This window comes from Lactobacillus sp. wkB8 (genome assembly GCF_000761135.1).
In the GTDB taxonomy this organism is placed as follows: Bacteria; Bacillota; Bacilli; order Lactobacillales; family Lactobacillaceae; genus Lactobacillus; species Lactobacillus helsingborgensis.
Genome location: NZ_CP009531.1, coordinates 87,415 through 99,600, shown reverse-complemented (window position 1 = coordinate 99,600; position 12,186 = coordinate 87,415). Strand labels below are relative to the sequence as shown.

Below are 12,186 nucleotides of genomic sequence, written 5' to 3'. Positions count from 1 at the left end.
AAATAACAATAAAAGGCACCAGATAAATTTATCTGGTGTCTTTTCTAATAATTATTTTAATTTGCGGCAGCATTTACGGCTTGAATAAGCGCATTTCTAAAGCCCGTTTCTTCAAGCTTGGCTACTCCCCTAATAGTTGAACCACCCGGTGTAGTAACTTCGTCTTTTAATTCTTCCGGCAATTTTTTACTAGCAAGTGCCAATTGGCTGGTACCCAAAAGCATTTGTTCAATTATCTGATATGAATCTGCGCGCTTAATACCGTTTTGCACTGCGGCATCACTCAGCGCTGCAATCATAAGATCGACAAAAGCAGGCGTGCACCCAGCAACTGTACCATAAATGCCTAGCAGATTTTCAGGCACAACGTAAACTGCACCCATTTGAGTAAAAATCTTTTTTACAGTAGCAATCACTTCCGGCTTTTCATCAGGAATAAAACTGATGGCTGTAATTCCGCTACCTATTTGAACGGGAGTATTAGGAACAATCTTGGCAAATGTGGTATCTTGCGCAAGTCCACTATTAATCTGAGTTAAATCGCCCCCACCCGTTGATAACATGATACCGTGATATTTTTGCCCCAGCTGCTTCAGTATAGCTTCAGCACTGGAGCCATTCACAGCAACTATAACTGCCTGGCAAGCGTTAAATTCAGTGTAGCTATTAACTAAATGCAGATTAAATTCAGCAGCAATTTTTTGAGCGGACTTATGACCACCGTCATAAACATAAATATCTTGGCTTGAATTTTTAGCATTTAACAAGCCCTTAATGATAGCGGAACCAATCTTACCAGTTCCAATAAAACCAATTTTCATCAGCTACCACCTTTTTTAAAAGTCCGTGTGATCTGGATCATTTGCTAATTTAGCTGCTCCATGCAAACCATCAAGTTTAGCCATATCAGCATCACTAATTGTAAAGTCAAAAACTTGTAAATTAGATTCAAGCCGATCGCGGTGGACAGATTTTGGTAATGGGACAAAGCCGTGTTGCAAAGACCACCGTAATAAGACTTGCGCTGGAGACTTGTCATAGTGTTGCGCAACAGAAACGACAGTTTCATTAGCAAATAAACCGCCCCTGCCAAGTGGTGAATATGCTTCGCTCAAGATACCGAGTTCTTTATTATAAGAAGTCACATCTTCTTCCATATCACTTGGGTTAAGGTAAATTTGATTGACAGCAGGACGAATTTTGGCGGTCTTCAGCAACTCATCCAAGTGTTTACGTCTGAAATTCGATACTCCGATTGCGCGAATTTTACCTGCCTGAACAGCTTCTTCCATTGCCTGCCAGCTTTCTGCGTTTAATTCAGCCCAGTGATCACGCACAGGTGCTGGATTAGGCCAGTGGATCAAATACAAGTCAAGGTAATCTAAATCTAATTTAGTCAAGCTTTCATCAATCGCAGCCTTAGTTGCCTGATAGCCGTGATGATCGTTCCATAATTTAGTGGTTACAAATAAGTCGTGTCTATTGACCCCGCTTTGTTTAATTCCTTGTCCGATGCTCTCCTCATTGCCGTAAGCTGCAGCCGTATCAATTAAGCGATAGCCCAGATCCAGTGCGTCCTTCACAGTGTTCTTGGCTACTTCACCATCGGGTGTTTGCCAAGTTCCTAAACCAATGACTGGTATTTTAACGCCATTATTTAATTCATAAGTATCATTAAAAGAATGAATATTTAAAGTCATTATTCTCACCTCTAATAATTATTATACAGGATTGAACTATACTTCTACAGGAAAAGATAGCAATTATTGCGGTTGCTTTTGCAAATCACCCTTGAGCAAAGCCACAAATTCCGGATATGTTGCTACCTCATATAAGGGATGCAGATTCATATTATTCTTCCGTTTACGGTGGTTATACCAGATGCTGTCAAAACCGTAATTTTCTGCACCCAGTATGTCGGACTGCAGCCCATCTCCAAAGAAGACAGTTTCTTCAGGGCCGATTTCAGTATGAGCAAAAAAGTAATCAAAGATACGGGTATCCGGTTTAGCAAAGCCGGCTTCTTCTGATGTCACAATCAGCGAAAAATATTTATCAATGCCCGCTAACTGCAAACGGTGCCTCTGCATAAAGGCTTCACCGTTACTTAAAATAGTTAAAACGTAATTGTGCTTTTTAGCAAAACGCAAAGTATCAGTCACACCGGGCAGCAACTTATGAGCTTCACTAAAATAAGAACGGTATTCGTTCATAATTGCAATTCCGTCAATATCAATGCCTAAATTTTCTTTGATAAATTCGCTAAAGACAGTCTTGCTGAGTTGATTATAATCGATTTTACCTTGTTCCAGCTTACGCCAAAGTCCTTGATTATATGCATGATAATCACGCTGCATGTTGTCTGTTAACTGCCAATGATGTGCCTGAAAAAGACTATGCAGAGCAAAATTTTCTGTAGCAGCAAAATCAATCAAAGTATCATCAACATCAAAAATTATTTGTTTATAACGCAAGCAATTTCTTCCTCTCCAATTATTCCGCAGAATAAAATGCGTATTCACTAAAAATTAGTGTGGAGGTCTATTATAACAATATTTCACACATTGGGAACAAAATTAACTATTTTTAAATTTTGCTTGCATTACTATTACTCTTCTTAAAAATCAGCTATAATATCACTTAATTCTGATAAAAGGGGTGATTAAGCATGGTTGGACTATTACTAGCATTCTTGTTAATTTGGTTATTTATAAAACTGGGCGTTGGTATATTTAAAATCTTATTTTTCATTTTAACTTGCACACTTGCCTTTATTTTCTTTATTCATTTATTAGTGCCAATAGTCGTTATTCTTGGCTTAATTTTCCTTTTCTTCACGTTAGCTAGGCACTAATTTTTAGTTTAAAAACAAAAATATATTCAAGCATAATAAACGCTATTTTTAGCTTATTATGCTTTTTTTATATCTTCGAATTCTATATGTTTTTTTATTATCCCCGACAACTTACTCGCACATCAAGTTGTGACTTTTACTTGTGTTTAAGAGCAAACTTTCCTCTAGTAAATACAAGATATTGTGGTATAGTTCTACTTGTAGCCATAGATGATGTGTCTGTGGAACAATTTGCTAGTTGAAGGAGTAACTTTGAATATGAAAAATACGAGCATAACCTTAGATCAGGGTTACATTGATCAAGTGAAACAAACTGTCACTCCCCACTGGGGAGAGCTTGGCTGGGTTACTTACAAACGGACCTACGCCAGATGGCTTCCTGAAAAAAATCGTTCCGAAAATTGGGATGAGACGGTTAAACGCGTAATCGAAGGCAATATTAATCTTGATCCTCGTCTCAAAGATTCTCCTGCAAATGAAGTAGTTGATGAACTAACTGATGAGGCCAAGAGCCTATTTAAATTGGTTTACGGTTTAGGCGCAACGCCTTCTGGTCGTAACCTCTGGGTCTCCGGGACAGATTACCAAAAGCGTAATGGTGATTCGTTGAATAATTGCTGGTTTATAGCTATTCGTCCCCAAAAATATGGTGACAGCCATATAGTGCCAGACTATTTAGGGCAAACGCAAGAAGCAGTTTCAATGCCATTTTCATTTCTTTTTGACCAACTAATGAAAGGCGGCGGCGTTGGCTTTTCTGTTGTCCAAGACAACATTCAAAAGATCCCAACAGTTGATAACAAAATCGATTTAACAATCGTGATCGACAAAAAGAGTGCCTCATACGCGGATTCGGTTAAATTGGGTGCAACGGACAAAGACGAATGGGCAAAGCAAAATGACGGCAAGTCTGACTACGTATACTACAACTTGCCTGATACCCGTGAAGGTTGGGTTTTGGCCAATGCTCGTTTAGTTGACATGCATTTTAATCAAACCAATGCTGAAAACAAGACCAAATTGGTACTGGACATCAGCAGAATTCGTCCTTACGGGGCTAAAATTCACGGTTTTGGCGGTACTGCTTCTGGACCTATGCCGTTAGTGGAAATGCTTTTTGATATCAACAACATTATTAACAATCGGGTTGGCGGCAATTTAACTTCTGTTGATTGTACGGATATTTGCAACTTGATTGGTAAAACAGTCGTTGCCGGCAATGTGAGAAGATCAGCTGAACTGGCTTTAGGTACAAGTACCGACCAAGACTTCATCACGATGAAACAGGATAAAGACAAACTCTACCACCACCGTTGGGCATCAAACAACAGTGTAGCAATTGATTCTAACTTTGATGAATACGAACCAATCGCTAACGGTATTAGAGAAAACGGTGAACCAGGAATAGTTAACCTTGACTTATCTCGTAACTATGGTCGTATCATTGACGGCTATCAAAAAGATATTGACGGCGACGTTGAAGGCACCAATCCTTGCGGAGAGATTTCCTTGGCTAACGGTGAGCCATGCAACCTGTTTGAAGTATTCCCATACATTGCAGAACAACAAGGTTGGAAACTAAAGGACGTTTTCAGGTTGGCCACTCGCTACGCCAAACGGGTAACGTTTAGTGACTACGACTGGGAAATTTCCCGCAACATCATTTCCAAGAATCGTAGAATCGGTGTTTCAATGTCAGGTATTCAAGACTGGCTGTTAAATGATTTGGGTCACCGGGTTGTCACCGGCTTTGAAGACAGCACTGATGAAGAAACCGGCGCAAAGATTAAAAAGCCAATTTACGACCCTCAGGGAATTAAAATGGTTACTGAAGCTTACCAAGCTGTCATTGATGCTGATAAAGAATACAGCAAAACTTTAAACTGCAATGAGTCAATCAAGCACACAACTGTTAAGCCTTCTGGTACTGTTGCCAAATTGGCTGGGGCCTCTGAAGGAATGCACTTCCACTATGCCGGCTACTTAATTCAAAGAATTAGGTTCCAAGCTTCTGATCCATTGCTTAAAGCATTAGACGCATGTGGTTACTATTCAGAACCTGATATTTATTCACCAAACACAACTTGTGTTGAATTTCCATTGCGTGCTGCTCACGCCGACAGCAAGAACTTTGCTTCTGCCGGTACAGTTTCAATTGAAGAACAATTTGCAACACAAGCCTTTTTGCAAACTTATTGGTCAGATAATGCAGTTAGCTGTACCGTTACTTTCCAAAGCAATGAAGGTGACAAGATTACCCCACTCTTTGAACAATACCGGCATGTAATTAAGTCAACTTCCTTATTGCCATACTATGGTGGTTCACTTAAACAAGCGCCAAAAGAACCAATCGATAAAGTTAAATATGAGGAAAGAAAAGCTGAAATTACCGGTGATGTAGCCCAAGTATTTGCAGAACAAAATGATGATCAAAAAGATTTGGAATTAGTTGACCAAACAGACTGTGAATCTGGTGCATGTCCAGTTAAATAAGTTTTTTAAATTAAACTAGTGCCGTGCAAGCAGCTAAGTACGAAGTTTTTAGTGCTTGCACAAAAATCTATAGATTAGGAGTATATTATGAAGAAAAGCAAATTATCAGTTTTAACCGGAATAGCCACTATTTTTACCTTTACTTTTGCTGGCTACGAAACAACCCAAAATGTCCAACAGGTAGACGCCAGCAGCAAAATCAAAGTTACTTACACCCTTAAAGTACATAACAAGAATTACAAGAAAAAGACTATTAAATTGCCTAAGAACTCAACCGTAATGCGCGGTTTGAAAAAGTGCTGGAAAATAAAGAGTGATCACGGTCTTATTACTTCAATAGCTGGTAAGAGCCAAAATAAGAGCAAGAAGATTTATTGGACTTACACCATTAACGGCAAGTTTGCACAAAAAGGTGCGGCAATACAGAAGCTTGCTAACAAAGATAAAATTAAATTTACTTTAGCAAAAGTTAACTTCTAAAATTGCTATGGTCCGCAGTTCAACTAAGAAAATAGCGTTATTAGCAATTTTAACAGCCATGTGTGTGGCACTAAGAATATTTGAAATTATTCCTGTGCCCAATGTTCAACCAGTAACCGATATTTTGATGATTGTAACTTTAAATATTGGCTTTGGCTTCGGCTTTGCTTTAGCCCTTTTAACTATGGTAGTTTCCAACATTTACTTAGGCTTTGGCATTTGGACAGTATCACAAGTCTTAGCCTATGGCGGCTGTGTTTTAACTGTGGCTTTGCTCAGTAAATTTACGCCACTTAAAAAACATTTTACACTGCAACTTATTCTTGCTGTTTTTCTCGGCTGGGAATATGGCTGCTTTGTCGACTTCGGCATGTCTATATTTGGCGGTTTCAATGCGTTCCTAGCTTATTGGGCAGGCAGTCTGGTCTTTGATACTTATCATGCTGTCGGCAACCTAGTGTTTTACCCAATTTTATACAAGCCGTTAAACATTGCACTTGATCATTATAAACGGAGGCTATTATGACAATTAAAATCTACACTAAGGTGGGCGATCAAGGCTTTACCAAACAGGTAACCGGCAAAATGGTTCCCAAATACGACCTGCAGATTATCGCTGTCGGTGATATTGATGAACTTGATTCTTACCTAGGCGTTGTGATTGCCAACTTGTCTGCCAAATGTCAGAAGCTGCATACTCCTTTACAAAATTTGCAACGAGACTTATATGAACTGGAAAGTGACATTGTTGTCAAAAGACACGAAGAAATTACGGCTGAAAAAGTAGCAGAACTTGAAAAACAGATCGACGAACTTAATAAACAAATTCCTCAAACAACCCATTTCATTTTACCTGGCGGTTCGATCACTGCCACTCACTTACACTATGCCCGTACAGTTGCCAGACGAGCCGAGCGTTCCATGGTAAAACTAAACGCTGAAGAACAAAAACTTGCTCCCGCTTGTTTGGAATACATCAACCGCTTGTCAGACTACCTCTTTACCTTAGCTCGTTATGCTAATGTGCTAGACGGTGTGCCAGAAGTCAAAAGTAAAATTAAGTAAGCAAGCTCAAAAAACGAGGTAGTTTCGTAATTGAAACTACCCCGTTTTTATTTTGTTTAAAATTAATATTTTACTGCCACCACAATTTAATTAGTCCTTGAGTCCCCAAGTCACCCAAGTGCTTTTCATCAACTAATGTTTCGTATAACTTTTTAGCTTCTTCGGTTGCTGGCAGCTCAATTTTCATTTCTTTAGCAGTCTCTAGAGCAATGCGCAAATCCTTCAAAAAGTGTTTGCTGAAAAAGCCCGGGGTATAGTCACCCTTTAAGACTCGCGGACCATAATTACTCAAGCTCCAGTTAGCTGCACTGCCTGCTCCGACCGTTTTAAGGACTGCTTCAAGGTCAAGCCCCGCCTTTTTTGCATAAACCAGCATTTCTGTCATACCGGTCATGGTGCCTGCAATCATGATCTGATTAGCCATTTTAGTATTCTGACCTGCACCAGCTGGTCCAAAAAAGTGAACTTGCTTTCCGAAATCCTTAAAAACAGGTTCCAAGTTTTGATAAGCAGATTCATCGCCGCCAACCATAATGGTCAGCGTACCGTTTTTAGCACCTAAATCACCGCCAGAAACAGGGGCATCCAATACTTTAGCGCCCTGCTTTTCACCTGCAGCAAAAATTTTTTGTGCTAAAGCAGGCTTGGAAGTGGTCATGTCTACCAGATTTTTGCCCTTAACTTCGGCTTGCAAAATACCGTTATCGCCGAAATAAACTTGTTCAACGTCAGCGGGAAACCCCACAATAGTGAAAATTATCTCAGTCTGTTCAACTACAGCTTTAGGATTATCACACCAAGTAGCACCTTTTGCAACCAGATTATCAGTCTTACTCTTAGTGCGATTATAAACCCACAATTGATGACCAGCTTTTAACAAGTTAAGGCAAATGGCATTTCCCATAACTCCAGTTCCAATAAAACCTATTTTCATAATCAATTCTCCTCTATTAAATAAAACGTTTTCTTAATAATTTAATCATACCACTAACTTATCTTTAATAAGTGGATTTTTTATTTATTTAGGTTTTCGTTAACAAAAAGTTCTGCCTGCTCACCATATTCCGGCATCCCTAATAAAGTAAAATTCTTAATTGCCCACTTGCACTTAGATATATATTCAGGTTTATGCACAAAATGATAATTGACCATGTTTTCCAATAAAACCAGCATATTTTTGCAGAAAAAGAGTTCAGGAATCATCTTCACCTTTTCAGCAGCAGTAATAAAGTATTGTGCTTCAGTATATGACTTTTGCTCAATGCACATGATCAAGATATTGCAGATGACATCTAACAATTCTTCTTGCTGGCGCGGTTTTGAAACGTTCTTTAACTTTTCAACTATCTTTTTACCTATTAGCAAATTGCTCTTTAAATCATAAATTGGGATTAAATTAATGTAAATTCGCAACGCTCTCTCGTCAAAATCATTTTGGTCAAAGAGCCAGCTTTTCAATTTGCTTTTTTTAGTTTCACTCAAATCTGCCAGCTTATTTTCCACATCGGCCAATTCGAAATCAATCAGCAATAGTATCTTTTCTTTATCTTTAAAATCACTATCTGCTACATACTGCCTGATTTTTCTGATTTTAGCAGGATTATTCTGATAATATGCCCTGTTTACTTCACGATCAATAAAGCTGGCTGCATTGTCATGCTCCTGATTAGCACTTAATTTGTTAAAAAAATCTTCCGGTTTAATCTGGTTAGCAGTTAAAATCGCTAATAAGTCTTCGGCGGTAATACGGTGAAGCCCTTTTTCTACTTTGGCATAGTATGAAGGACTAACTATGCCAGACGCCCATTCTTTCTGTGTTTTTAAATTTTTAATACGAAATTGCTTCAATAATTCTCCAATTGTCATTATGTTTACTTTCGGTTTCACAATGTTCAAATTTACTTAGTAACTATAGTGTAAACGATATTTAACTAAAAAATCTGTTTACTATTTGACTTAACCTTAACTTTAAGTACTACAATTTTTACAATTATAAAATTTATGTTGCTGGTGAGAGTAATTTACCCAATTGCTAGCTCACTCTTACAGGAAAGTATTTTATAATTATTAATAAACATTGAATAAATTAGTGCAGGGGGGCACTTGATAATGAACAAACATGAAGATTTTTTACTAAACCAAATTGCCGGACCTAAGGATTTAAAAAAATTAAGTATCCCTGAAATGAAAAAATTAGCCCAGGAAATCAGAACATTAATCTTAGAAAAAGATGCAGCTGAAGGCGGACACCTTGGTCCCGATTTAGGGATTGTGGAGGCTACAATTGCCTATCATTACGTCTTTAATGCTCCACAAGATAAAATTATTTGGGACGTTTCACACCAAACATACCCACATAAAATGTTAACAGGACGGGCACAGGCTTGGCTTGATCCTGATCACTATGAAGACGTTACCCCATATACCAACCCTGATGAAAGTCCTTATGATTATTACTCAATCGGTCACACTTCAACATCTATTGCTCTAGCAACAGGAATGGCTAAAGCGCGAGACTTAATGGGCAACCATGAAAACATTATGGCTTTAATTGGTGATGGTTCCATGACTGGCGGACTGGCCTTTGAAGGTTTAAACAATGCCGCAATTGAAAAGAATAACTTGGTAGTCGTAGTTAATGATAATCAGTGGTCAATTGATGAAAATGTTGGCGGCTTAGTAACTGCTTTGAAAAAATTACGAGACACAAATGGCCAGACTGCTGAAAATCCGTTTACGGCAATGGGCTTTGATTACCGCTATGTCGCAGACGGTAATAACCTTGCTGATATGATTGCCGCTTTTAAGGCAGTTAAAGATGTTAACCACCCAATTTTATTACACATTAATACGCTTAAAGGCAAAGGCTATGAGCCTGCAGTTCTTGATGAAGAAGCTCACCACTGGGTATCACCCTTTAATTTGCAAGATGATCAGCCACTTGCTCCAGAAAGTCAGGGTTCTACTCCCAATTCAGTTGCTCTTGATGTGATTAAAAATGAGATTAAAGCAGGAAAGAATATAATGGCCATAGATGCCGCCATTCCGGGTGTCTTTGACCTTGATGATTTTAAAAACGAATTTCCAGATCATTACACTGATGTTGGTATTGCTGAACAAGAATCTGTTGCTTTCGCCACTGGTTTTGCTAAAGAAGGTGGCATTCCAGTTTTAATGGAAAATTCTACTTTCCTACAGCGTGCTTTTGACCAACTCTCTCACGATACAGCTGCCAATGACCTGCCAGTTGTAATGTTAGTTGCGGGAGGGAGAATTTCTAATCAATCAAAAACTCACTTGGGAATCTTTGATCAAGTAATGATTTCTAACTTGCCTAACTGGATTTATCTTGCTCCTACTACGCTAGAAGAAGAAAAAGCAATGATCAAGTGGGCAATTAGACAAAGATGCCACCCCGTTGCTATTAAAATGCCGGCTAATGTGCCAGACTCAGACGAACAAAATATAATTACAGATTATACAAATTACTCAGAAATCAAGTATTCAATTATTCCAGGCAAAGATGTAGCTATTTTGGCACTAGGAGATTTTTATCAATTAGGAAAAGAAGTAGCTACTAAATTGGATGCTACCTTAGTCAACCCACTCTCTGCCAATATCTTGGATGAACAAACACTTAATCAGTTAGCTGCTAGTCATGAAGTAATTGTGACTCTTGAAGATAATTCTCTAGATGGTGGTTTTGGACAAAAAGTGGCATCCTACCTTGGAAAAACAAAAGTTAAAATACTCAATTACGGCCAAAACCGCGTTTATACCGATCAAACTCCATTGTCAGAAATTTACCGCCAAAATCATTTAACTGCTGATCAAATTGTGGCAGATGTGCAGCAAATTTTATAATTGCAACTAATGATTCTTTAGGAGCTGATTAATAATGACTAAAAAAAGAAAATCTATCATAATAGGCACATTGCTATTAGCGTTATTGCTACTTGCCGTTTACATATTTAAAAACAACTACCAGGAAGAAAATGGTGCCAGCATTCGCATTGATACGCCAACACTTTTTGTACATGGCTGGGGCAGCAGTTACCACGCTGAAGAAAGTATGGTGGCTTATGCGCAAAAACATCATGCTACTAATTCTGTTATTCGTGCCGATGTTAGCTCTACAGGTAAAGTCACCTTAATAGGGACAATAAAAAAACGAGCCAAGAACCCGATAGTTGAAGTCAACCTCCAAAATAATAAGAGCATTTTTGCTGGAACAAATAATCAAATTGCTACCATGAACAAAAGCAGCAATTATATTAAAGACGTGATCATTGCACTGCAAAAAAGGTATCACTTTAAGCGAATTAACTTAGTAGGGCATTCGATGGGCAATCTACAAATTGCCTATTACTTACACAATAATGCGACTAATTCGCACATGCCTCATCTAAATAAACAGGTTTCGATTGCCGGCCATTATAACGGTTATATTGGAGAACAAGGGGCACCAAATAAAACCGTCTTAAACCGGGCAGGCAAGCCGCAAAAAATGAGTGCAGGCTACCGCGGACTTCTAAGTTTGAGAAAAAAATTTCCTCAAAAAGCTGCAGTTTTAAATATTTACGGTGACACGGGGTCTGGCAGTGATGGTGATGTCACCGTTAACTCTGCCCGTTCTTACCGTTACTTAGTCAGTAAACGCGCCCGTTCATATCAGGAAAAAGAAATCAGAGGTCCTCGCGCCCAACATAGTAAATTACATGAAAACACACAAGTTGACCGTTTGCTAGTTAACTTTCTCTGGTAATTAGCTTACTGTATTTTACCTTGATCGTATAAGCTTATTTTGTTTTTTAACCGCGCAATGGTAACTTGAATATTTTGGTCTTGCTTTTCTAGCCTATGCAATTCTTTGACTAAAATTTGCCGTCTGGGTTTCTTAGTATCACTGCCCTGCTGCATCAATTGAGTATATTCCAGCAAATCATTTACCGGAATTTTCACTTGACGCATGCACTTAATAAAACTAATCCAATTAAGATCTTTTTCTTCGTAGTTTCTGACACCATGTTCCTTCTTTATCGCAGGTATTAAGCCCATCTTTTCATAGTATCTGAGAGTTACAGGAGTCAAATCTACTTTTTCAGCCACTTCCGATATTTTCATTATTGTTCCTCTTTCTGATAGACCTAAACTTAAATCTAAGTTTAAGCATTAGCTAAAAAAATATATTGAGTTAAACACAGCGATTGTTCTTGCTTGTTTTACCTAATATTGATTGAAAAGTAACCTATAGTTAATAGTTATAGGCGCTTTTTATATTTCAATTTTACCGA

The 12,186-nt window shown here is 38.3% G+C and carries 12 protein-coding genes; 6 read left to right on the top strand and 6 right to left on the bottom strand.

The annotated features are described in order from the left end of the window. Window positions 1-56 precede the first annotated feature (56 nt). The 3 genes from proC to LACWKB8_RS00440 all read right to left on the bottom strand — a co-directional run bounded on the left by proC (window position 57) and on the right by LACWKB8_RS00440 (window position 2,474). Complete coding sequence (gene proC, locus LACWKB8_RS00450) at window positions 57-821, bottom strand: pyrroline-5-carboxylate reductase (RefSeq protein WP_038520661.1); 765 nt, start codon at window positions 819-821, stop codon at window positions 57-59. Window positions 822-836: 15 nt separating this feature from the next. Continuing rightward, the gene (locus LACWKB8_RS00445; RefSeq protein WP_038520650.1) at window positions 837-1,700 is read right to left on the bottom strand and encodes an aldo/keto reductase; all 864 of its coding nucleotides are present in this window, start codon (window positions 1,698-1,700) and stop codon (window positions 837-839) included. A gap of 63 nt (window positions 1,701-1,763) precedes the next feature. Then, a complete protein-coding gene (locus LACWKB8_RS00440) occupies window positions 1,764-2,474 on the bottom strand; it encodes a YjjG family noncanonical pyrimidine nucleotidase (RefSeq protein WP_038520647.1) in 711 nt (236 codons plus the stop codon). Between the two features lie 638 nt (window positions 2,475-3,112). On the opposite strand from LACWKB8_RS00440, the gene nrdJ reads away from it, so the two are divergent. The 4 genes from nrdJ to LACWKB8_RS00420 all read left to right on the top strand — a co-directional run bounded on the left by nrdJ (window position 3,113) and on the right by LACWKB8_RS00420 (window position 6,892). Then, window positions 3,113-5,347, top strand: coding sequence for a ribonucleoside-triphosphate reductase, adenosylcobalamin-dependent (gene nrdJ / locus LACWKB8_RS00435; protein WP_038520645.1), 2,235 nt, complete (start codon window positions 3,113-3,115; stop codon window positions 5,345-5,347). An 87-nt stretch (window positions 5,348-5,434) separates the two neighbouring features. Further along, on the top strand, window positions 5,435-5,827 hold the full coding sequence (locus LACWKB8_RS00430; RefSeq protein WP_038520643.1) for a DUF4430 domain-containing protein: 393 nt from the start codon (window positions 5,435-5,437) through the stop codon (window positions 5,825-5,827). Window positions 5,828-5,834: 7 nt separating this feature from the next. Further along, the gene (locus LACWKB8_RS00425; RefSeq protein WP_038520641.1) at window positions 5,835-6,353 is read left to right on the top strand and encodes an ECF transporter S component; all 519 of its coding nucleotides are present in this window, start codon (window positions 5,835-5,837) and stop codon (window positions 6,351-6,353) included. Next, window positions 6,350-6,892: a cob(I)yrinic acid a,c-diamide adenosyltransferase gene (locus LACWKB8_RS00420; RefSeq protein ID WP_038520638.1), complete on the top strand. Its 543-nt coding sequence runs from the start codon at window positions 6,350-6,352 to the stop codon at window positions 6,890-6,892. Before LACWKB8_RS00425 ends, LACWKB8_RS00420 begins: the two co-directional genes overlap by 4 nt. A 70-nt stretch (window positions 6,893-6,962) precedes the next feature. Here the strand turns inward: LACWKB8_RS00420 and LACWKB8_RS00415 are convergent, their stop codons facing one another. Together LACWKB8_RS00415 and LACWKB8_RS00410 are read right to left on the bottom strand one after the other, a co-directional pair. Next, complete coding sequence (locus LACWKB8_RS00415) at window positions 6,963-7,826, bottom strand: NAD(P)-dependent oxidoreductase (protein WP_038520636.1); 864 nt, start codon at window positions 7,824-7,826, stop codon at window positions 6,963-6,965. A gap of 80 nt (window positions 7,827-7,906) precedes the next feature. Then, window positions 7,907-8,740, bottom strand: coding sequence for a helix-turn-helix domain-containing protein (locus tag LACWKB8_RS00410; protein ID WP_038520633.1), 834 nt, complete (start codon window positions 8,738-8,740; stop codon window positions 7,907-7,909). 261 nt (window positions 8,741-9,001) lie between these two features. Between LACWKB8_RS00410 and LACWKB8_RS00405 the strand changes: the two genes are divergently transcribed. Then, the gene (locus LACWKB8_RS00405; protein ID WP_038520630.1) at window positions 9,002-10,756 is read left to right on the top strand and encodes a 1-deoxy-D-xylulose-5-phosphate synthase; all 1,755 of its coding nucleotides are present in this window, start codon (window positions 9,002-9,004) and stop codon (window positions 10,754-10,756) included. A gap of 34 nt (window positions 10,757-10,790) precedes the next feature. Continuing rightward, the gene (locus tag LACWKB8_RS00400; RefSeq protein ID WP_038520627.1) at window positions 10,791-11,657 is read left to right on the top strand and encodes an alpha/beta hydrolase; all 867 of its coding nucleotides are present in this window, start codon (window positions 10,791-10,793) and stop codon (window positions 11,655-11,657) included. A gap of 5 nt (window positions 11,658-11,662) precedes the next feature. Here the strand turns inward: LACWKB8_RS00400 and LACWKB8_RS00395 are convergent, their stop codons facing one another. Further along, the gene (locus LACWKB8_RS00395; RefSeq protein ID WP_038520624.1) at window positions 11,663-12,016 is read right to left on the bottom strand and encodes a MerR family transcriptional regulator; all 354 of its coding nucleotides are present in this window, start codon (window positions 12,014-12,016) and stop codon (window positions 11,663-11,665) included. Window positions 12,017-12,186 lie beyond the last annotated feature (170 nt).